Source organism: Yersinia vastinensis, assembly GCF_902726565.1.
GTDB lineage: Bacteria > Pseudomonadota > Gammaproteobacteria > Enterobacterales > Enterobacteriaceae > Yersinia > Yersinia vastinensis.
On record NZ_CACVAF010000002.1, the window covers coordinates 1 to 18,791 of the forward strand.

Genomic DNA, 18,791 nt, shown 5'->3' on the forward strand with positions numbered 1-18,791 from the left:
CGCTTTGTATCTCACCCCCGGCAATCTGCCGTTGTAGCTGCTCCTGTGCCTGACGTTGTGACTCAGCGGCGCTGCGGAAAGGGTCTGACGCAATCGCTGCATTGTGATCTTCCCAACGCTGCTTTGACTCTGCGAGGGTTTTATTCAGCCGCTCCAGTTCAGCGCGCTGACCATCAGTATATTTCGCACCAGTTTCAATTGATGCGGCAAATAATGATGCAGCAGCCTCACCCTGCGCCAATCGAACAGACTCAATCTGTATTTCTTTATTCAGGTTAGCAACAGCTTGCTCATAAGCCTTGGTTGCGCTTTCAGCCGCTTTAGTTGCACTGGCCGCCTTACTCTTTGCTTGCTCATTCGCCTTATTCTGCTCGGACTGATCGTAGTTCCTGAGTTCACCGCTTACGAACTTTGATACCTCGGTGGGATCGGTGATTTTGAGCCGTTCAGCTTCCTGCCTGGCGATTTCAGTCGCCTGCGCCCTGCCCGACAGTTTCAATATAGCAAGCTTATCATCCTGCACCTTTTGCGCGTTTTTAAGCTCTTCACTGACAGGCAGAATCAGACTAGTTGAGTTAAAGGCGGTTTTGGCTTGGGTAGCAATATTCAGAGAGTTGGTAAAATTAGCCATCATTCCGGCTGCAATGCCCACCTCAACTTGTTCCAGCTTGAGGATGCCTACGCCCTCCTGAAGCGTCCCATTTAACTGAGCACTCAGAACATTGGCACCATTTACCGCCCTGCTTTTATTGTCCTGCGCATCAGTCAGTTCATTGAGTGCTATCGCCTGATTATTGAGAGAGATATTCAATTCTTCATTGGCTTGCTTCCCAATGGTTGAACCTTCCCCCCACAAATAAATCTGCCGGCGGTTTCGCTCAACGGCTTCAGTCGCTTTGTCGTAATTTTTTTGTGCATCAGCGACAACAGACGAAAGTGCCGGTAATGAGTTATTCAGCTTGCCGATTTCAGCCGCTAACTGAACATTCCCCATTTCCCGCATTTTATCAATCAGCCCACCGACTCCACCCGCCAGCTCTGTCGCTGACCGTTTTGCCTGTTCTGATTTTTCGTAGAAATAATAGATTGCACCGGCTGCCAGCATTGCGGCCCCGACTGGGCCACCCACCAGACCCAGCGCCTTACTTGCCAGCCCGGAAGCAATATTTAAGCGGCTCTGTGCTGCTGCAAGAGCATCGGTTGCAGCAACTTCGGCGCGGGATGCCGCCGCAACAGCAGCAGAGTTAACTGCAAGTTGCGCACGAATACTCGCGCGGGCCTTTTCTGTTTGTGCCAACTGTAATTGAGCGACCAATGAACGTTGCGCCGCAACCGCCGACTCTCGTTCTGTCCGGATCTGTAACAATGATGCCTGAACACCTTCTACCTGCGCTGCTGCAAGAGCAAGTTGTGAGCGAGTGGCATTAATGACTTCTTTGGTGGCTGTAGTGACATTATCAGCCATGCCGCCAAAGTATCGCGCTAATCCAAGTCCCACTAAGCCGGTACCGGCTGCAACAAGCACATCGATATTATCCGCAGCGGTACCAATCACGCCGGAGATCGCCGCCGTCACACCCATTGCACTATTGGCATCACCAATATAGGCTTTCCAATGGTTTGACAGCTTAGTGATGGCATCCCCGACCGTGGTCGGCATAGCCTCGGCAAGTTCGGCATTACGGTCTTTTGCAGCGATCACTGCCTTGGAAAAGGTATCCATTGATAACTTTCCAGCCGCGCCAAGTTTTTTCACTTCAAGCTCAGTGGTCCCCAAATAACGGGCAATATCACCGATAACGGTCGGCATAATCTCCATGACGGCATGCCACTGATCACCTGCCACCTTGCCATTTACCATGGATTTAGACAGTGCATTAATCGCGCTTTCGCCCTTTTCAGCGCTGGCGGCGTTAATGGTTAATGCGCTGGAAATTGAATCGATAAAATCAATCGTACTGGCCGTGGAGAAACCCAGCTCTTTCATCGAGTTGGCGCTGCGAATATACAGCTCGGATTGTTCCTCAATGCTTTTATAAGTGCGGTCGCTGATCTCCATCAGGCGTTGCTGAACGCTGTTATATTCCTCTTGTGAGCCGGTTGCCATTTTGATACGGGATGATATTTGCCCGTATTGGTCAGCCGTGCTGATCAGGCTACCCACCGCAAATGCCCCGGCAAACATGCCCACCATGCCACTGGCCGACTCTTTCACCGTGACCAATTCGTTATTCAGTTCTGCTAATGCACGTTTGCTCTGGCGTGTCGCCGCTTCTGCCTTACGCGAACCGCCCTCCATGGTTTTATAATATTCAGCCCCCATACGTGAGGCTCGGGCCATCTCCGTTTGATAAGAGGACGAGTTAGCCGTGATTTTGACGATGAGTTCACGTAAGGTTGCCATATCAGTACCAATAAAAAACCCGCCGAAGCGGGTTATGTCATGAGGGATTCAAAGAAAGATTCCAAAGCAGCGGTATCTTCTTCTGTCTCTTCCGGTTCTTTCCATTGCAGCAATAAATCTTCAAGGCCGACATTACTGCCCTGCGACCGATATACCGCACTGGCTATTTGTGCGGCATGGATATCCCCACGCCGATCCCCAATTGGGCTACCCGCATCAAACTCAATCCACAGCGCCAACTCACGCGCGGTCATGGTGGTTTCAAGTTCATGCAGGGTTCGCCCCAGCCGCAATGCCAACGACATGAGAAAAGACATACCCGGCGCATTTACTTTTTTTCGGCAGTTTCAATATCCTGCTTACTGAGACTTAGCGCTTCTTTAAGCAAGCGAGCATGCACCGGCCCATAACTTTCAGCGACAAGGGGAATATCTTCATTAGAAAACGCCTGAAGACCACTCTCATCAAGCAACACATCAACAAACAATGTGACATCTGAGAGAATATTGTTGGTGATCTGGTCCTCAATCGAGGCTTTTACCGCTTCATCTGGGTTCGCCTCGCCTTTTACCGCCACCTCTCGCCAACGTAGCCAAGCACCCGAAGAGGGTTCTCGCAGTATCACCGTGGTGCCATCCCATTCAGGAACGACCACCGTTTTATGTCGAAACCCTGCGCGGGGCGCAATAGCCAGCGCTCGTAAATCCTTTTTAGCCATGATTATCCGGCCTCAGTCACAGTAAAGTTACAGGTTGCAGTAAAGCCGCCATCCGCAGTGGTAAAGGTAACAATGGCCGCGCCATCATCCAGCCCTTCATACTGACCCGTTACCGGATCAACGCTCACAATCGCAGGCGCAGATGAAATAAAGGTGCCGGTTTTGTTGGTGGCATTAGCCGGTAAGAATGTCGGGATTAACACGCCGGTATCACCCACCTCAACAGCGGCGGTCGATTTGTTTAAGGTGACGCTGGTCACAGGAACCTCAGTGGCAGCAATGCGAACCGGTTTACCTTTAATGCGCAGGGTGAATGACGCAGACACCACGCCGGATGTGCCAGCACTCCAACTGTTCTGACGCACTTCGGCAAGATAGGCATAACCATTGCCGCTGGGGAAGACGACCTTGATAGAGCGAAGTGTGTCGGTTTCGTAGGCTTCATAGAGCGAATATTGGGCCTCTTCGTCCGGACTCCAGTTGCGCGAAATGGTCATTTCTGATGGTGCAGGTAAACCATTCGTCATTTCCTGTTCTTCAGAACACAGCGTGGTGACGTCGATATCCGCTTTTTGTCCACCAGTGAAACTGATCTCTTTGGTAGCACAAGCCGCAGACAACCACACAACAGATCCTGTTGGTAAAGGCTGAGTCGTCACGCCAGCCGAAACATAAATTTTCGTGCCCTGCGTTTTTTCATAAATACTGGTCATATTTTTCTCCAGACATAAAAAAACCGCCCGTAGGCGGCTGGTGACTTTCTTGGGGGTTATTCCCACACCTGAACTTCAAGCAGGGCGCGGAAAAGGGAGGTGTCTGATTCAAAGTGGGTGATTTCATTCATCTGAACCGGTGAAAGTGGCCTAATAAGCGCCCTCACTTCGTGACGAATGGCGCGAGCATCGTCAATGGTTCTGGCGTAGACATCAATTTGAAGCATCGATGCGGTGGCTGATTGTCCGTCTATCACATCATCAGTCACATCTGATGGAAGCGAAAACACCACCCAAGGCGGTAATATGGCCGGACCGCTGCCATCAGGTTTCTGAGGGGCAATATAGGGGTATACCTGCCCACCTGCCAAGTGCTTGATTAAGGGGTAAACATCAGCTTCGGTCATTTTGCCAATACCTCATCAATGGCCTGAATTGCTCGGTCAATCGTAACCCGTGCCGCCTCATCGGTTTTGGCATCAAAAGCCGGACGCATAAACGGAATAGCGGCCATATTAGAGGTGCCCAACTCCACAAAGCGCCAATAAAACGAGTTATTACTGCGGATCGCTTTCTTGGTGTTGTCACTGTTGGTACCGGATGGGTTAGTTCCCCTGACGCGGATACCGGCACTGGCCTGTGTCGCATCCCCTTTACCATTGGCGATAATGATGTTGCGTTTCAGTTTGCCGGTACGCTCTGGTGCACGGTTTCGTGCTTCAGCCTGAATAACAGCCGCACCGGCCCGAACAGCCTGCCGCAAAACCGTGCGACTCTCGGCCTTACTGAGCAACTCCAGCTCTCTATCCAGATCCAGCATGCCGGAGAAGTCGAGATGGGCATCAATCACGTTTTCACCCCTCTTTTGCATAGCAGTTCAAGTCGTGTGTTATTTTCGCCGCCAATCACCGATACAATGTCATAAATTTCACCGGTTCCGGTCGGTGGCTCATGCAAGATTCGATTAGCTGACGTCACAGGAAAGGCGGGATAACGGCGCATCCAGATCCTGACGGTGGTTTCCGACAGTTCAGCGCCGGAGGACACAAGCTCCCGACCCGAGATATCAGTAATATCCGCTCTGACAGACAATAATGTCTCCCAGTCAGTCACCGGTTGACCAGAGGGAAGTGTACCTGATGCTCGTTTTTGAATAGTCACACGGTATCGAAGTTTGCCTGCTTTCATACGCCGTAAATCCTATAAGGCTGCAACAGAGAATCGACCGTAAACTCAAGCTGCTTTGATGTAACACCAATGACCGTGGCCTCTCGGTTGGTGTACCAGTGTCCGATCAGTAGCAGCATGGCGGTTTCAATATCTTCGCCATAAAGCAACCCATCCTCTTCTGAATACCCCTCATCGCTGGCTTGATCGAACAACATGCGGCGGGTGTAGTTCTCGACAAAGCGTTTACTGGCTTTGATTCTGGCTTCTAGCCAATCATCATCCTCTGTGAACTCCGGTTCAATGTTGCAGTGATGCTTCACCTGATCCAGTTCCAGCATGGGTTCGCCTTATTTAGCTTTAGTTTTCTTACCACCAGCGTTAGCTTCTGGCGTTGGCTCCGTTGGCTCCGTTGGCTCCGTTGGCTCCGCAGGTTGTGATTCATCCAGCCGCTTTGCATAGCCTTTTTTCAGGAGTTCCCGCCCATGCTGCTCACCCGTTTCAAATTCCTGACCGTGATCAAGAACGCTACCACCGAAATAAATCTGCTTTAGTGCTATCAGTTTCATGATGTTATCTCTGATAAAGCGGCCCGTAGGCCGCTCAGTGAAGGGAGTCATTAGCCGCCGACAGGTGCAGGGACCGTAAACGCACCAGTAACAAACGCTTCAGGACGATACACCGCCAGTGCAAGACGTTCCTCGCAACGGATGGTGATCATGTTTTTCTCGAAGTCGTCGGAGTTCTCAGTACTGATCACCACGTTTGCATCTTCTCGGTCGAAGATTTGAGCACCCGCATTAAATGCACCGGTCAGGAACTTACCTTTGAATGCCGCCGCTTCTGTAGCGACAACAGGCAAGCCCCATAAGGTCGGTGTAGTCAATGCTGACGGATTACCCAAGATGTAACGGCCCAATGTGTCTTTGGTCAGTTCGATCTTGGCCCAATCAATAAAGTGCAACACATGACCGGAAGCAGAGAAACGAGCTAATTGAGACTGCAGCATAGCCAGACGCAAATCATCAATGCCGTTCTGTTGGGCAACTTCAAATGATGGGTCGAATACTGATGCCTGCGGCATAATCCCTTCAAGATGAACACCGGTACCATCACCAAACAAGATTTCTTGCTCTTCGGCATATTTCAGACCAAAGCGCATTTCAGTATCAATCGTTGATTGTAACTGTGAGAAATCATCAAGGATCTGTTTCGCGGCTTTGAACAAGTGGGCAATCGTGCGAACTGGCGTGATTTTTTCACCGAACTGAATATCGCTGTAAGGCTTTTGCGTACCCTCAGCAACGACCCGTGCATTATTGGTGAATCCGGTCTGCTGAACCCAATAAATGGTGCTGGATTCAGTACGACCCGGCGCAAGTAAATCACGAATAAACAGGCGCTGTTTAGGCGCGACATCGATACCCGGCAAACGATGCGGTGCCACAATTTGCCCCGGCACATCGACTGACAAGAGTGCCGCTTTCACCGGAATACTGATCCGCTGACTAGCTGCCAACCCTGAGACAAAACCTTTTAACGCCTCGGCTGACACAACTTGCTGGCCAATCGTCTCAACAGTCTGTACGGCATTATTCAATGGCATTTGGGCGACATGCTGCTCGAGTTCGCCCAAGGCCACTTTGAGGGTTTTCTCTGCGGCGGTCAGCGCGTTAAATTCTAACGCCATTTTGTCTACAGCGTCTTTAGTCGAGGCAGAGAGCTGGCCCGCGCTTTTAGCTTCTTTCAGTGCTTCTTCTGCCTTGGCGTTAAACTTGCCAGTGGCCTCTTCCAGTGCTGCGGAAACCTTTTTCAGTACATCGTTTACATCAGACATATATTCTCCAGATTATTGGCACGCCGCTTTCAGTCCGCTTAATGCAGACTCGAAGCTAGCTAAAGTTTCAGTATTAATTTCATTGGTAGCGCTTGGCGTACCGGGAGGAGTAACAGCAGCGCCCGGCATGCTGTCGGTTAAGGCTTTAAGTAATTTTCGACGCTCAGAGCGCGGGGTATTGGCTTTTGCCAGCAGCGCATCGAGTTTGCGAATGGCTGCTGACGGGCTTTGGTCGTCATTGGTAATCTCATCAGCCGATAACAAACTATCCGCAAAACCTTTTTCGACGGCATCACTACCCGCAATGTAGGTTTCATTGTCCATCATGGCCGCAATGTCTGCCGCTGGCAGGCCGGTACGAGCTGAATAGATATCACCCATTGCCCGATCAAAAGGCTCTATATCGATGGCTGCTTTCGCCAGATCGTGGCGGTTGCCCATCATCACAATCCAACAGTTGTGGATCATCAGAAACGCCCCGCGCCCGACCTGAATCTCATCACCGGCCATGGCAATAATGGAAGCTGCTGAGGCGGCAATACCCAGTACTTTCACCGTGACTTTGCCGCTGTATTCGCGCAGCAGGTTATAGATAGCCAATCCCTCGAACATGTCCCCACCGGGCGAGTTAATGTTAACCGTCACATCCTCGCCGCCCATCGACCGCAACGCGGCGGCAATGCGTTTGGTGCTAACTCCCTCGCCCCAGTAGTCCTGCCCGATCACGTCAAAGATTGAAATGCTGTTCTCGCCTGTCGCAGCGGCTTTTAACCCACCGTTCCAGCGCTCTACCGCACTTGGCGAAACCTCACAGGAAACACCCGCGCACGGGCGTCCCACCGGCGCTGCCGGAAGGCTTTTAATTGTCATTAGGCTTTACTCCTAGGCGGCTTGTTTTAGCGGTGACTGTTCAAGCGGGATGTCAGGGAACAGATATCCGTGAAGCTCAGTAATGGCTTTCGCTTTAACAACAGCGTTATGTGATTTCAGGTCTTCAAGTGCAACAAGGTTAAGTTGCACGGTATAGATATCGCCGCCCGGTATCGGAGGCAGATTTTCAAGGCGGCGAACATCGTTGCGGTTCATCCAGCCATTTTGCAATGCTGTGGTGTAGTATGCAGAGCGTCCTGCACTGTCGGCACGCAATAGACCTTCAACAGAAAACTCCGCAAAGTAATCCTCATCACCCGCCAGCAGGCAGCGCACAATCTCTTGCTCAATATTAACCAGTAGTGGACGAAGCGTATTGCTCAGGAAAAGAAGGTTCATTCCCTCAACGCTAGAAGCCCAACTGCTTTGTTTGGTCATGTGTCCCACCATGAATGGCGGCACCCTAAACCAGCGGCAAATCTCTTCGATACTGAATGCCCGACTCTCCAACATCTGAGCGTCTTCTGGATTCATGGTCACGCTTTGATAGGTCAAATCAGCCTCGAGCACCATGACTTTACCGGCATTTTTTGAGCCAGTGAATGCAGAAATACTCTTGCGTAATGCTTCTCGCTGATTTTCTTTCAGTGCTGTTTTACTGGAAAGAAAACCCGAATTTTGCATACCATTTTCGAAAACTTTCGCGGCTGACTCTTCGATAGCCATGGCTGAACCAAACACATCTCGACCAGTATTCATCGGCATTAACCCACACATACCATCCAGACCAAACCCTCGGATGTGCATCATGGTTTTAACCGGAATAACCCGCTTCTTGCCGTTCTCGGTATAGGTATATTCGAGCTGTCCGCTATCAAGGCGCTTAACGACCATATTCTGTGGCAGTAACGGAATAAGAGAGACTACGCGATCGCCGATCATTCTCTTTTCTATGAACGCATTGCCCCGTAAACAGATACTGGCCACCAGCATCAACATAAAGCGCGAGGGCGTCATTTCTGAATTGGGGCTTCGACATAACACGGGATACAGTGGGTGATCGGTTGCTGTACCTCGGGAGCCGTCCGGCATTCTCTTATACAATTTCAGTGGGAGAGTTGAAACTGACTCACTGATAAGCCGGACACATGCCCAAGCTGCGGCTAGCTGAATCACTTTATCCGCCGTGACCACTTTACCGCTGCTGCTGGTGCCGAACCATTCCTGAAAGAATGTGCCAGTGGTAAGGCTAATTGGCACACCAAGCCAGTTTAGGAGCGCACTTTTGACGCGCCCCGGATGTTTATTTTGTGCCATTAGATACCTACTATGATTGGGTTATCAAAGAAACCGTCCAGATCGCCCTCTTCCTCAATATCGGCATCTTCAGCAGCGCCGATGGCCATTGCAGAAGCAACCACGCCATCAATACGGCCGGTGCTCTTCTTCTTGGCAAAGATGCGATTATCTTTCTGGTCTGCCTCGAGTACTGCCGAGGCTGCATTCCAACGCAGGCAAGGGTTACGTTTGATAACCAACTCTTTGTTATTGAGTTTTTCCTCAAACAGTTCAATTGAGCGCGGCATCCATAAGCCGGATTCCTGCGCTTTGTAATAGCCCTGCCCATGAGGTACCAAAACGACACTGACCGAATTGCTTTCCAGTTCAGGCTCAAGGTACTTGATGCGGTATTGGTCAAAAGCGATGCATTGAATATCGAACAAGGCTGTCAGCTCACCGATTCGGTGGGCCACAAAACCATAGTTCACAGCCATGCCCGGTGGCGCGTGGATAAAGCCAGCCTTTAACCATTTGTCGTAAGGCACCCGATCGGTTTTGGCGCGCTCGAGCAGACTGTCTTTAGGTGTCCAGAATTCGACAAACAAGCGGTTACGCTTGGGGAAATAGAGCGCCAGCGAGGTTAAATCGCGAGATCCCGACAAATCAAGACCGCCGTAACATACCTCGCCGGCGAGTTCCTCAATATCGAACTCTTCTTCGCAATCCATCCACGTATCGCCACTGATCCACGGCGTGGCAGACTCCACCCATTCACAGAAGTTAAGACGGCGCACGATACTTTCTTTCGACGGGATACCCCGCGCAGAAGTCACTTGCTCACGAAGGTATTTGAGCTCAAAGGTTTGGCCCAGCGAGGGGTTAGCTTTACCCCAGCAAGACTCGTCTTTAAATGGATCGTCACCCTCATCCAGTGAACAAATGAAGCTAAAGAAGCTGTCATCCTCCAAATCACCGTTAGCCACTTTTCTGCCATATTCGTGATAGTCATAGCAAACGCTGGTCTTATCATGGCCGCTATTGGTGATCAGGAATATCAGAGCCTGACGCCGCCCTTTCGTACCCGCGCGCATCATTTCAACGACGGTGTTGTTCTTGTGTTCGTGCACTTCGTCAATTAGCGCACAGTGGGGACGTGGACCTGATTGCCCATCATCAGAACTAATAGGCCGGAAGAATGAGCCGTTTTGCAAAAAAGCGAGATTCCACTCTTTCCCTGCCCCACCTGATGGCTCTATTCGTTGAGATAACGCTGGTGACTGCTTAACCATCGCCACGGCATCACGAAACAGGATCATGGCCTGGTCTTTTTTGGTCGCTGCTGCATAGACCTCTGCGCGAGGCTCTTTATCAGCAACCATGCAGTACAAACCAACACCACCCGCTAAAGGTGATTTACCCGAACCCTTGCCAGACTCGACATACACCATGCGAAAGCGACGGGTGCCATCGCTGGATTTCCAGCCGAATATCGACCCCACAACAAAGCATTGCCACGACAGCAAAATGAAGGGTTTCCCCTCATGCTCACCGCCATTCAATTTCAAGACTCTTGCAAAAAAGTCTATCGCTCTACTCGCTGACTCCACATCCCACACCAAACCTCTTGCGGGACCAAACTCCAGATCACGCAAATGTCGGGCGCAAGCATGACGAATATCGGGGCCAGCAAGAATTATTCCCGCTGTTACATCCATCGCATATTGAGTTGCAGGGTCAACCGAAGAACTGGGCGAGCGGGTCTTCTTCTTTTTCTCCGCCATTCACATTCACCTTTGATCTTGCGGCTGGGGTAAGTCCGAATTCAATTAAGTAACCTTTGAAGCGGCGATCCGCATCGGCAAGCTGCCCTACGGCGGGATGCCCTTTGATAAGGAAATCACCCATTTGGGTTTTGGTCGTGTAGGTGTTGCCCTCATCAAGAACCTGCTGGCGCAACCGTAGAATTTCCGCATACAGATCACAAAGGCGTTCCAGCGCCATAGTATCGGCAACGGTCAACACGCCCATCTGATCTAGCAGTAAAGTAAGACGCCCCCAAGCCGCCTTGCCCCAGTCAGTTAAATGAGCTGGAGGGCTTGGAATTTCTCGGGCTGGCTGAGGTTCTTTTTTGTTCAGTGGGCGCTTGCCCGGATTGCCGGTGACCACCTTCAAGTGGGTCGGTTTTGGTCGGCGTCCAGCCATGGAAAACCTCCCAAAAAAAAGTTTTCAATTCGCGGTTGTGCACAGAAATGACGATGATAGGTCTTTGGGGATCAAAGCCCTGAACTTTCACCCCACCCTCCCCCTTGAGAGTCATTCTCATTTGAGGTGATGGGATTCATTATCATTTGTTCCAGTGTGAGTTAGGGTCAATCGGCATGCCATCATCGGTACACCCCGTTACACGACCGCTCTTCTCTTGCCGTTGCTTCGTTGAGCTATGGTGTGGAGTGCATAATGATTGCCAGTTCTTTCTGTTCCAGAATAGTTTCTGAGCCTTGGCTATCTGGACTAAGTTGCCAGACATCAAGGCTTCTTTGAGTCGATGCGGCTCGATGTGGTCAACGACTGTTGCGGCTTCTATCCGTCCCTGTTGTTGGCACATCACACACAGGGGATTAACACGTAGGAAAGAGGCCCGAGCCTTAGCCCATCGGCTACCGTATACCCTTGGCTCTTTCATGGGTTACCTGATGAATGAGTCGCGTGAGCTGAGTCGGCTGATACTTTCCTCTAATGCCCGAATATTCTTATACAAAACAGCAAAGTCTTGTTCACGCTGATAGTTAACCTGCTCAACCAGATGCCGAGTATCAGTGGCATTAGTGATGATGGCAGCAACGTTATCCTGAAGCTCCTTGATAGAAGCTAGAGAGGGGCCAATCCCTGCCTCTATCTTTCCACTGAATACACATCCATCAATATTAATGCCATCATTGAAAACAACAGATGATGGCGTGTGGGTTAGCTGCTTTTGCAACTCAACAGCCCGCTCTAACTTGGTAATCAAGCTATCTAATGGTGCCGTATCAACGTTAACTTTAATCTCAATCGTATTCATTTAGAGTTTCCTGCTGGTGGGTAAAATATAGACCGGCATATTTCGAAGCCCACTCGATACCAATACAGCGTGTTTGTGCTGTTTTTCTCGCTGGCCAATCGCCGATTTCAGAATTAAATAAAATGCCACCAGCCTGTTAATGCTCAGGGTGAGCGGCGGGAAACAGGTGGTAGCATTACTTATCGTGTATTGTCGCAATCACTCATTGAATGACTGCTGCAATACAGGTCGTCTCTCCGACTGTCACATCGCTTCGCCTACAACGGCTGATGTTGCCGCCAATGCCCGACTACAGGGTGTATTGGTTGTTTTTGATTCCAAGGGTACGCTCGATAGAGAGGTACTACGTCAGGGCTAATACCTTTGGACTGCGACAACCCAGCGCTATTGATGTGGGGTGCTGTTGATGATTAACCGGTCGTCAGTGACTACCTTCTGCAGTGCGGTGACCTTCTCAACTAGCTTGTCGGCTCGTTCAGCGATTGAAATAAGAAATCCGACATCTGCGTCTGAAAATCCGCAATCTCTGGCTGCATCAGTGAGCTGTCCACTGGCGGGAGTAACGGACATATCCCCAACTGAAGCGGAGAGACACTCGAAGCGCTTTTGCAGCTTGATATTGCCAGCACGGTAAGCAGCAATAGTGCCTTTTGCTTTATTCTCAGCATCTACTACCCCTTGTTGATATGCCTTTAATCCTGCTGATTGGGCAGCCTGAAGTTGATCCTCTTTTTCGGTGGCGCTCTTTCTGGCGGCTATTTCTGCCTCTAGGTCTGATTTATCGCGCTTAGTCCACTTGAGTAACCATTCCGAATCTTTACTATCGCTACCCCACCAGTACCCGCCACCGACTAAAACTGAAATCGTCAGTACGATGGCTATCAATCTCAATAGGGTTTCTTTCATGCGGGTATCTCAATATGAGGCGCATCCAGAAACTTAGCGGGCTTATCATTCGGGCTATCTGTCCACGTAATACCGAAACGCAGCTTAACGCCTAACTCTTTACCAGCGCGGTGCATGGCATCCAATACCGGCAACCAGCATTTATAATCATTCCAGTCGGCACCAGTGGGGAGCAGATCAACCGCATTGCCGGAGATATGACGGCTATTCATGGTCTGGCTTTTACCAGTGGCCACCAGCTCTTTTTGCCGTTCTACCGTGCGGACTCCTTCGATAACGCCGAAATCAACAGCCGAAAGCTCAAGGGCGCGGCGAACCACTCTCACCAGGCTAGCGTTAACGCCTTTCAGGTTATTCTCGCTTCGCTGGCTAAATCGAAAATTAGTTGTTTGCATTCTTAAACCCCGTAATCCGCTCCCAGAAGAATGAGAGAGCCACACTACCCATAGTTCCGCTCATGCCAGCAACAACCAGAACGTAGTAAATACTGAGTCCTGACTCGATGCTGATCAGTCCGCCGATTAACCCAGCGAACCCGGACACAGCAACCTGAGCGAATGCCGCCACCCAGCTCCATGTGGTTTTATTCGTTCTGGTATCGATGATGTATTTAACAAAGCCGCCATAAATTGACATGGCAGCAATAAGCACCCAAACGATAAGACCGTATGAGCCAGGGTCATTTTTTGGCATTTTCATATCTCCCCCTCCCATACGGGCTGGGCGTGTAGTGGAAATAAAAAAAGGCCCACCGGAGTGAGCCTTAAAATTGGTGCCAGAGTAAGCATCTGGTTGCACATTCCCACATCTGGTATTGTTAAATCGCCAGAAATAACCACATCAAATATGGAGAATTAAATGAGTGAATCAAACAAACCCACGAATGAAAGCAAGCCTCAACCACCAGCGCCACAAAAACCCACGCCAGCTAAAGATGGTTTTTCTGTTGGGCGAACGATAGTTGGCGATTCTGCTGACGGTCTCAGGAAAAAAAGTAAGTAATTACTGAGACGAAAATAGCACAAGCAGGGGTGAGGATGGTTGCTATCCTCGCCCTTGTTAATCTGGTTCTTATTTTTATATTATCGCAAAGCAACTCATCAGCGGTCATACACAGCGCCTTTAGTCTGAATCGCCTCATTACGGCCAAGCGGTTACATTCACCAACGAACCCATTACTTTTTAGTTCGTCAAATCCATCATTGCTGAGGGATTTATAACTTTCTGTGTAAAGTGTGTTCGGGGGAGCAGAGGCAAGCCCATGCATACTGACAGATAGCACTCTCGTAACTAAATATATTGCGCATGCAGACCAGTACAGAGTGAAAACTATTAGTCCTGCACTTAAAAAGTCTATATTCGGCCTTTGCGTTAACAGCAAAAAAGAAGAACCAACACCTACAATTAGAATACTTAACAGCTTGTATCCGTTTTCTTTATTAACGGTGTTTGACTGGTAGACATCCTTTATACACTCTTCGCCCTGCGCCTCTAGAAACCCGAGCAGGTCATCATCAGCATCCAGAAAATAATCATCAGGTAGATTCTTCATTTAATCCCCTCTCTTATGCTGTTTTATAGCAGTTGGATTTTCCAACCTAGGCATCCATGCAAATACAGACTTATTTTCTTTTGGATGATTTTACATAAGGGATTATCACACATGTAAAAAAGCCCCGCGATATGCGAGGCCTTAATTGTTTCGAGTGAGGCTTGTATGTAAGTACCCCACTATTTAAAGAAATTACGCCAGGTTCGGACAAAATGCAAGTTAATAATCAAACTTTGTCGCTAATGGCACCAATCATGACGCTATCGTGTTATTCGCTGAAACTCATCCTCAGCATAACTCTCTTCAATGTCGCATTTAGCCACCAGCGACTCATAGAATGGTTTCCAATTACGCCGCCATGTCCTTTCGTTGAGTTCTGGAAGCAACGCTGTAATCGCTCTGTAAGCTGTTGTTGAGGGTGTCCGTTTGTATCCAATTCCTGAGCAGCGTTCACACTCTTTCTCTACTGGCGCGCCAAGCCGTTTGGATTTCTCAAGGTCACGCACTTTACCGGTACCATTACAGCGGCAGCGAATAGAAATAGCACCCTTACCGTTACAGGATTGGCACAACTCCCGCACTTGTTCATTTTTGATGGCCGGGGATATCTTTTCTTCGCCATCTGCACCGATGTAACCAGAGTAAGTAACAACATCCCGAGTGACAGTGATAAATCGACGCCCACCGCAACATTTGCATGGGATGGTTGCCGCTGCTGAACTGCTGTATTCCTCGTAGGCAAATTTAGCCAGAATGACCATGCATTGAGCCATTCGGCGACCCGATGCTTTGCCGACATGTTTCGGGGCATTCTTCATTGCAAACTTGGTAAGCTGTTCGACGGTTCTGATCCGGTCCTCTTTGCTGATGCCAACCTTGCCAAGATATGCAGCCATTCCGAAACTGGCCCGAGCCTCAACCATTCCCATTGCAGCAGCTAAATCCGGTCCCTTAAGTGAATCGGAAGAGGTCGCGCGGGAAGAATCGGTAATCATCTGGCTCTTGGCGCTGAACTGTTTCATTGCTGATTCTAGTTTCACTGTGCCGCCCTCTCTTTAAATTTTGTGCATGGTTGAGTATTTTCGGGTCTTTTGTTCCGGTTGTTGCTGGCTGCGCTGTGCGGCTTCTTCCTGATTGATTGGCATAAAATGACCGTAACGGAATTGACGATAAATTACCCCCTGTGGGCCGTTGCGGTTTTTGGTCAGGTTAATTTCTGCAATACCTTTGGCGAGGCTGTTCTCGTCATAAAGTTCGTCGCGATATAACATCATGATCAAATCAGCGTCGGCCTCAATGCTGCCTGAGTCTTTCAAGTCGGCATTCACAGGGCGCTTGTTCATGCGCTGCTCCACACCTCGGGATAACTGGCTTAATGCTATTACGGGGGTTTTATTGCGCTTGGCTAATGCCTTAAGACCACTGGATACCTCACCCACGGCGATATCATGGCGCTGGCGCTCGTTAACAGATATCAGCCCAAGGTAATCAACAAAGACAGCGGCCAATTCAGGGTGCTTGCGCTTATGGGCAATTGCTGATTGCTTGATTTGTTCAAGGGTTAACTCGCTAGCGTCAATAACCCAAATAGGCCGATTGATCATGCGACCGATACCGGCTGATATTCTGGCCCAATCCTCATCTTCCAATTGTCCTGGTGATTTAAGTTTGGAAGTGGATAAGCCACCTGCGCCAGCAACTTGCCGTTCCGCTATCTGGATGCCGGACATTTCCATACTGAATAGCAGTACACCGCCGCCCAGTTCGGTAATTTTATCAATCAGGTTAAGCGCAAACTCTGTCTTGCCTACCGATGGCCGTGCCGCTATCAACACTAAATCCGTCAGATCAAAGCCACCGGTTAAAGCGTCTAACTCATCAATACCCGTCAGCAGTGTGCGCCCTTCGCCTACGCCAGCCATTCTCTCTTCTAGCCGAGTTTCTACCCCCGCCAGCAGATCATTAATATGAACGGCCACCAGTTCACCCGAGTTCAGTTCCATGTGTTGGAGGCTTTCACGTAACTCAGCAATGGCAGTCATAGACTCGTCGCCAGTTCGTGCGCCGTCTAACGCCGTTATCGCATTGGCTACCACCTCTTCAGCACTGCGAATGAAATGATTCTTCACCACCAGCGAGGCGTACTGCTCCAGATTGGCGATCGCCCATGAGAGTTTTACCGATGCGGACATGATCGCCTGATACTCGCCGCCCAAGGCTTCACCCACCAGCACTGGATCAATCACATTCTTGCTCAGTGCCTGCCGCATAATTTCACGATAAATATCGCGATATTGTCGGGTACCGAATGCCTCCACCGGTAGCGTAGAAAACACGTCGAACGTCTGTGGATATGCATCCAAATTACGCAACAACAGCGCCCCAATCACCGCGCCTTCAATCTCTTCGTGTGTCATGCCGCGCCATCCTTGCGGAAACTGTCCCAGTTAAATACCAGCGTTGCCCCACCACCTTCACTCATCCGGTCAACGATGCGCTCCCCGATAACGTCGGTAAGCTCACTAACGGTTAAGTTGCTTATCAGAATGGTTGGCCTGAAATTCTCATACCGTGTGTTGATGATTTCGAACAGGATCAGCTTTTCTGCTTCGCTTCCGAACTGAACACCGACCTCATCAATAATCAGCAAGTCCAACGAGCTGTACAGGTGATAAATATCATCTTCTGTGTTCTCAGAGTCCTTTTGCCATGTACGCTTGATGGCGCGGGTGATGCGCATTACGGAGGTCAGTAAAACGCTATCCTGGTGCTCGTTGATGATTTGCTTGGTCATGGCAACCGCCAGATGGTTCTTACCTGTTCCGCACGAACCACACAGTAGCAAGCTGGTACCCGATTCTTTCACCTGAGGCCAGTGCGTAGCGTAGCTCTTGCAAACCTCAAGGTTGCTGGCGGCTTTCTCGTTGACGGGCTGATAGTTATCAAAATTACAATGCTCAAACCGTGGGCTGATATGGGCCTCGGCGGTCAGTCGCTTGATCCGAATATCTTGGATTTGCCCGCCCACCTGATTAATTTCATCCGAAATACAGTCAGGGCAACGAGAACGGCGCTCAACAACACGATCCGAAAACTGGCAGGTCAGGCCAATACTGGTGTAATTACCGTGTGTAGGACAATTTTGGGCTTCATCAAAACCTCGGGTGAAGTGGCGATCCTCAGTGGCAATAACGCCAGAGGAAAAACTCAGTTCGGCTTCAAGGTCGCGGGCTTTATTGTTCAGTTCCCGCATGGATTGCTCCCAGATAGTGGGCATGCCGTTGATCATTTGTTAAACCTCGCCATGAATGGGGCTGTAGTTGCGCCGTAATCGCGATTGGCGAACCCGGCATGCGTGTTTTGTTTGTGGTTGCTGGCTGACTGTGGCGCCATAGCTGACCATGTATTTTCATACTCACAACCAGGGCCAAAGAAACGTGTAGCCTGCATGACATATGCGGTGTTGGTCTGGCCTTTGGCTTGGCAGAACTTGGCGTAGCGCTCTACCCCTGCCAATAAAACCTTACTGGCTACCCCCTCTTTGATTCGGGCATTCCAGCACTTGAACGCAGCGGGTTTAGAATTGCTCCCCTCGCGTTTTGGGTAATTGGCCCACGCTGTTTCGAATTCTGCTGAATAATCGTTTTTAATTCGCTTAGCAGGGGCATCATCGCCAGATGGTGCAAGTGTGTTTGTATTCTCTGTAGTGATCTCTGTATGTGTAGTCTCTGTAGTAATCTCTGTATACGTCTCACTTTTCAACGTAGGAGGGGTTACGTCAGAACGTAAGGGGGTGTTCCGTTTCAACGTAGGAGGGGTTACGTCAGAACGTAATACCTGTTCCGCTTCTACGTGGGTAGTAATCTCAGCGATACGCTCCGCCACAGGCTCAACGAACAGGACATTACTTAGCGTTACGCCGGTTTGAGTCTGAACCGTGCGCAACTCAAGATTAATCAGACCTGCGCCACGTAAGCGCTTTAGTGCGTCAGTAGTTTCACGCTTGGAAAAACCAAACTGATCAGCAAATGCCTGGTAACTTCGCTGCAATTTGTCCCCATGAAAACGCTTGCGCTGCCCAACAAGGACGCCGCTATTTTCATCCCGAACATCTACAGGTCGATACCAGTAAACGATGTCAGAAAGCAGCATGATGGCGGTACTGTCTGGCTTCCCACTTGGCAGCACAACATGACGCCACCAATTGGCGGGGATAACGTTCCCGCTGATGTTTATGCTGCCAATTGCCGTTACGGTTGGTGTGGGGGTGGTGATACTCATA

Annotated in this window: 26 protein-coding genes; 2 read left to right on the forward strand and 24 right to left on the reverse strand. The window is 49.9% G+C overall.

Features of this window, described 5'->3' with window-relative positions; translation table 11 throughout:
* The 16 genes from HUZ92_RS02640 to HUZ92_RS02715 form a co-directional block, all read right to left on the reverse strand.
* Positions 1-2,404: tape measure protein (locus HUZ92_RS02640; protein ID WP_174846784.1), on the reverse strand; the 2,404-nt coding region annotated here is incomplete at its 3' end.
* A 32-nt stretch (positions 2,405-2,436) separates the two neighbouring features.
* Entirely contained in the window at positions 2,437-2,709 is a 273-nt protein-coding gene (locus HUZ92_RS02645) for a phage tail assembly protein T (RefSeq protein WP_051144542.1), read from the reverse strand.
* A gap of 23 nt (positions 2,710-2,732) precedes the next feature.
* On the reverse strand, positions 2,733-3,122 hold the full coding sequence (locus tag HUZ92_RS02650) for a phage tail assembly chaperone (protein WP_019210727.1): 390 nt from the start codon (positions 3,120-3,122) through the stop codon (positions 2,733-2,735).
* A 2-nt stretch (positions 3,123-3,124) separates the two neighbouring features.
* Positions 3,125-3,835 carry an Ig-like domain-containing protein gene (locus HUZ92_RS20995; RefSeq protein ID WP_019210728.1) on the reverse strand — a complete coding sequence of 237 codons (711 nt, stop codon included), beginning with the start codon at positions 3,833-3,835 and terminating at the stop codon, positions 3,125-3,127.
* A 56-nt stretch (positions 3,836-3,891) separates the two neighbouring features.
* A complete protein-coding gene (gene gp17, locus HUZ92_RS02660) occupies positions 3,892-4,242 on the reverse strand; it encodes a tail completion protein gp17 (protein ID WP_145579655.1) in 351 nt (116 codons plus the stop codon).
* On the reverse strand, positions 4,239-4,685 hold the full coding sequence (locus tag HUZ92_RS02665; protein WP_019210730.1) for an HK97-gp10 family putative phage morphogenesis protein: 447 nt from the start codon (positions 4,683-4,685) through the stop codon (positions 4,239-4,241). Before HUZ92_RS02665 ends, gp17 begins: the two co-directional genes overlap by 4 nt.
* Positions 4,682-4,996 carry a phage head closure protein gene (locus HUZ92_RS02670; protein ID WP_235896985.1) on the reverse strand — a complete coding sequence of 105 codons (315 nt, stop codon included), beginning with the start codon at positions 4,994-4,996 and terminating at the stop codon, positions 4,682-4,684. Before HUZ92_RS02670 ends, HUZ92_RS02665 begins: the two co-directional genes overlap by 4 nt.
* A gap of 23 nt (positions 4,997-5,019) precedes the next feature.
* Entirely contained in the window at positions 5,020-5,343 is a 324-nt protein-coding gene (locus HUZ92_RS02675; protein WP_019210732.1) for a head-tail connector protein, read from the reverse strand.
* A 9-nt stretch (positions 5,344-5,352) separates the two neighbouring features.
* Complete coding sequence (locus HUZ92_RS02680) at positions 5,353-5,571, reverse strand: hypothetical protein (protein ID WP_145579656.1); 219 nt, start codon at positions 5,569-5,571, stop codon at positions 5,353-5,355.
* A 50-nt stretch (positions 5,572-5,621) separates the two neighbouring features.
* Positions 5,622-6,839 carry a phage major capsid protein gene (locus tag HUZ92_RS02685; RefSeq protein WP_145579657.1) on the reverse strand — a complete coding sequence of 406 codons (1,218 nt, stop codon included), beginning with the start codon at positions 6,837-6,839 and terminating at the stop codon, positions 5,622-5,624.
* A gap of 12 nt (positions 6,840-6,851) precedes the next feature.
* Complete coding sequence (locus tag HUZ92_RS02690; RefSeq protein WP_049647608.1) at positions 6,852-7,709, reverse strand: head maturation protease, ClpP-related; 858 nt, start codon at positions 7,707-7,709, stop codon at positions 6,852-6,854.
* A 12-nt stretch (positions 7,710-7,721) separates the two neighbouring features.
* Positions 7,722-9,026: a phage portal protein gene (locus HUZ92_RS02695; RefSeq protein WP_145579658.1), complete on the reverse strand. Its 1,305-nt coding sequence runs from the start codon at positions 9,024-9,026 to the stop codon at positions 7,722-7,724.
* Positions 9,026-10,771: a terminase large subunit gene (locus HUZ92_RS02700; RefSeq protein ID WP_145579659.1), complete on the reverse strand. Its 1,746-nt coding sequence runs from the start codon at positions 10,769-10,771 to the stop codon at positions 9,026-9,028. Before HUZ92_RS02700 ends, HUZ92_RS02695 begins: the two co-directional genes overlap by 1 nt.
* The gene (locus tag HUZ92_RS02705) at positions 10,725-11,192 is read right to left on the reverse strand and encodes a phage terminase small subunit P27 family (protein WP_054882664.1); all 468 of its coding nucleotides are present in this window, start codon (positions 11,190-11,192) and stop codon (positions 10,725-10,727) included. The genes HUZ92_RS02700 and HUZ92_RS02705 overlap by 47 nt, the downstream gene beginning before the upstream one ends.
* Positions 11,193-11,334: 142 nt before the next feature.
* Complete coding sequence (locus HUZ92_RS02710; protein ID WP_145579660.1) at positions 11,335-11,673, reverse strand: HNH endonuclease; 339 nt, start codon at positions 11,671-11,673, stop codon at positions 11,335-11,337.
* Between the two features lie 3 nt (positions 11,674-11,676).
* Positions 11,677-12,051, reverse strand: a complete 375-nt coding sequence (locus HUZ92_RS02715; RefSeq protein WP_057645862.1) for a hypothetical protein — start codon at positions 12,049-12,051, stop codon at positions 11,677-11,679.
* 166 nt (positions 12,052-12,217) lie between these two features.
* Here HUZ92_RS02715 and HUZ92_RS02720 point away from each other — a divergent pair, with 166 nt between their 5' ends.
* Positions 12,218-12,409 (forward strand): hypothetical protein, encoded by a 192-nt coding sequence (locus HUZ92_RS02720; RefSeq protein ID WP_145579661.1) that lies wholly within the window; start codon positions 12,218-12,220, stop codon positions 12,407-12,409.
* 26 nt (positions 12,410-12,435) lie between these two features.
* Here the strand turns inward: HUZ92_RS02720 and HUZ92_RS02725 are convergent, their stop codons facing one another.
* The 3 genes from HUZ92_RS02725 to HUZ92_RS02735 are packed head-to-tail and all read right to left on the reverse strand — an operon-like array spanning position 12,436 to position 13,656.
* Positions 12,436-12,957 (reverse strand): DUF2514 family protein, encoded by a 522-nt coding sequence (locus HUZ92_RS02725; RefSeq protein ID WP_235896986.1) that lies wholly within the window; start codon positions 12,955-12,957, stop codon positions 12,436-12,438.
* The gene (locus HUZ92_RS02730; protein ID WP_145579662.1) at positions 12,954-13,352 is read right to left on the reverse strand and encodes a M15 family metallopeptidase; all 399 of its coding nucleotides are present in this window, start codon (positions 13,350-13,352) and stop codon (positions 12,954-12,956) included. The genes HUZ92_RS02725 and HUZ92_RS02730 overlap by 4 nt, the downstream gene beginning before the upstream one ends.
* Positions 13,339-13,656, reverse strand: a complete 318-nt coding sequence (locus tag HUZ92_RS02735; RefSeq protein WP_049525581.1) for a phage holin family protein — start codon at positions 13,654-13,656, stop codon at positions 13,339-13,341. Before HUZ92_RS02735 ends, HUZ92_RS02730 begins: the two co-directional genes overlap by 14 nt.
* A gap of 159 nt (positions 13,657-13,815) precedes the next feature.
* Between HUZ92_RS02735 and HUZ92_RS02740 the strand changes: the two genes are divergently transcribed.
* Positions 13,816-13,959, forward strand: a complete 144-nt coding sequence (locus tag HUZ92_RS02740; RefSeq protein WP_174846785.1) for a hypothetical protein — start codon at positions 13,816-13,818, stop codon at positions 13,957-13,959.
* On the opposite strand, the gene HUZ92_RS02745 is transcribed toward HUZ92_RS02740, so the two are convergent.
* From HUZ92_RS02745 to HUZ92_RS02765, 5 genes are all read right to left on the reverse strand, one after another.
* Entirely contained in the window at positions 13,940-14,509 is a 570-nt protein-coding gene (locus tag HUZ92_RS02745; RefSeq protein ID WP_145579663.1) for a hypothetical protein, read from the reverse strand. The genes HUZ92_RS02740 and HUZ92_RS02745 overlap by 20 nt on opposite strands.
* A 260-nt stretch (positions 14,510-14,769) precedes the next feature.
* Positions 14,770-15,549, reverse strand: a complete 780-nt coding sequence (locus tag HUZ92_RS02750; protein WP_145579664.1) for an antitermination protein Q — start codon at positions 15,547-15,549, stop codon at positions 14,770-14,772.
* A 15-nt stretch (positions 15,550-15,564) separates the two neighbouring features.
* Positions 15,565-16,926, reverse strand: a complete 1,362-nt coding sequence (locus HUZ92_RS02755) for a replicative DNA helicase (RefSeq protein ID WP_145579665.1) — start codon at positions 16,924-16,926, stop codon at positions 15,565-15,567.
* Positions 16,923-17,798, reverse strand: coding sequence for an ATP-binding protein (locus HUZ92_RS02760; protein WP_145579666.1), 876 nt, complete (start codon positions 17,796-17,798; stop codon positions 16,923-16,925). The genes HUZ92_RS02755 and HUZ92_RS02760 overlap by 4 nt, the downstream gene beginning before the upstream one ends.
* Positions 17,795-18,790: a replication protein gene (locus HUZ92_RS02765; RefSeq protein WP_145579667.1), complete on the reverse strand. Its 996-nt coding sequence runs from the start codon at positions 18,788-18,790 to the stop codon at positions 17,795-17,797. Before HUZ92_RS02765 ends, HUZ92_RS02760 begins: the two co-directional genes overlap by 4 nt.
* Between the last annotated feature and the right edge of the window lies 1 nt (position 18,791).

What these genes read in the sequence shown, in the direction of transcription:
- HUZ92_RS02740 (WP_174846785.1), top strand. Translation starts at nt 13,816, where the DNA reads ATGAGTGAATCAAACAAACCCACGAATGAAAGCAAGCCTCAACCACCA.
- HUZ92_RS02760 (WP_145579666.1), bottom strand. Translation starts at nt 17,798, where the DNA reads ATGATCAACGGCATGCCCACTATCTGGGAGCAATCCATGCGGGAACTG.
- HUZ92_RS02725 (WP_235896986.1), bottom strand. Translation starts at nt 12,957, where the DNA reads ATGAAAGAAACCCTATTGAGATTGATAGCCATCGTACTGACGATTTCA.
- HUZ92_RS02690 (WP_049647608.1), bottom strand. Translation starts at nt 7,709, where the DNA reads ATGACAATTAAAAGCCTTCCGGCAGCGCCGGTGGGACGCCCGTGCGCG.
- gp17 (WP_145579655.1), bottom strand. Translation starts at nt 4,242, where the DNA reads ATGACCGAAGCTGATGTTTACCCCTTAATCAAGCACTTGGCAGGTGGG.
- HUZ92_RS02755 (WP_145579665.1), bottom strand. Translation starts at nt 16,926, where the DNA reads ATGACACACGAAGAGATTGAAGGCGCGGTGATTGGGGCGCTGTTGTTG.
- HUZ92_RS02715 (WP_057645862.1), bottom strand. Translation starts at nt 12,051, where the DNA reads ATGAATACGATTGAGATTAAAGTTAACGTTGATACGGCACCATTAGAT.
- HUZ92_RS20995 (WP_019210728.1), bottom strand. Translation starts at nt 3,835, where the DNA reads ATGACCAGTATTTATGAAAAAACGCAGGGCACGAAAATTTATGTTTCG.
- HUZ92_RS02710 (WP_145579660.1), bottom strand. Translation starts at nt 11,673, where the DNA reads ATGAAAGAGCCAAGGGTATACGGTAGCCGATGGGCTAAGGCTCGGGCC.
- HUZ92_RS02700 (WP_145579659.1), bottom strand. Translation starts at nt 10,771, where the DNA reads ATGGCGGAGAAAAAGAAGAAGACCCGCTCGCCCAGTTCTTCGGTTGAC.
- HUZ92_RS02745 (WP_145579663.1), bottom strand. Translation starts at nt 14,509, where the DNA reads ATGAAGAATCTACCTGATGATTATTTTCTGGATGCTGATGATGACCTG.
- HUZ92_RS02705 (WP_054882664.1), bottom strand. Translation starts at nt 11,192, where the DNA reads ATGGCTGGACGCCGACCAAAACCGACCCACTTGAAGGTGGTCACCGGC.
- HUZ92_RS02650 (WP_019210727.1), bottom strand. Translation starts at nt 3,122, where the DNA reads ATGGCTAAAAAGGATTTACGAGCGCTGGCTATTGCGCCCCGCGCAGGG.
- HUZ92_RS02685 (WP_145579657.1), bottom strand. Translation starts at nt 6,839, where the DNA reads ATGTCTGATGTAAACGATGTACTGAAAAAGGTTTCCGCAGCACTGGAA.
- HUZ92_RS02695 (WP_145579658.1), bottom strand. Translation starts at nt 9,026, where the DNA reads ATGGCACAAAATAAACATCCGGGGCGCGTCAAAAGTGCGCTCCTAAAC.
- HUZ92_RS02730 (WP_145579662.1), bottom strand. Translation starts at nt 13,352, where the DNA reads ATGCAAACAACTAATTTTCGATTTAGCCAGCGAAGCGAGAATAACCTG.
- HUZ92_RS02645 (WP_051144542.1), bottom strand. Translation starts at nt 2,709, where the DNA reads ATGTCGTTGGCATTGCGGCTGGGGCGAACCCTGCATGAACTTGAAACC.
- HUZ92_RS02675 (WP_019210732.1), bottom strand. Translation starts at nt 5,343, where the DNA reads ATGCTGGAACTGGATCAGGTGAAGCATCACTGCAACATTGAACCGGAG.
- HUZ92_RS02735 (WP_049525581.1), bottom strand. Translation starts at nt 13,656, where the DNA reads ATGAAAATGCCAAAAAATGACCCTGGCTCATACGGTCTTATCGTTTGG.
- HUZ92_RS02680 (WP_145579656.1), bottom strand. Translation starts at nt 5,571, where the DNA reads ATGAAACTGATAGCACTAAAGCAGATTTATTTCGGTGGTAGCGTTCTT.
- HUZ92_RS02765 (WP_145579667.1), bottom strand. Translation starts at nt 18,790, where the DNA reads ATGAGTATCACCACCCCCACACCAACCGTAACGGCAATTGGCAGCATA.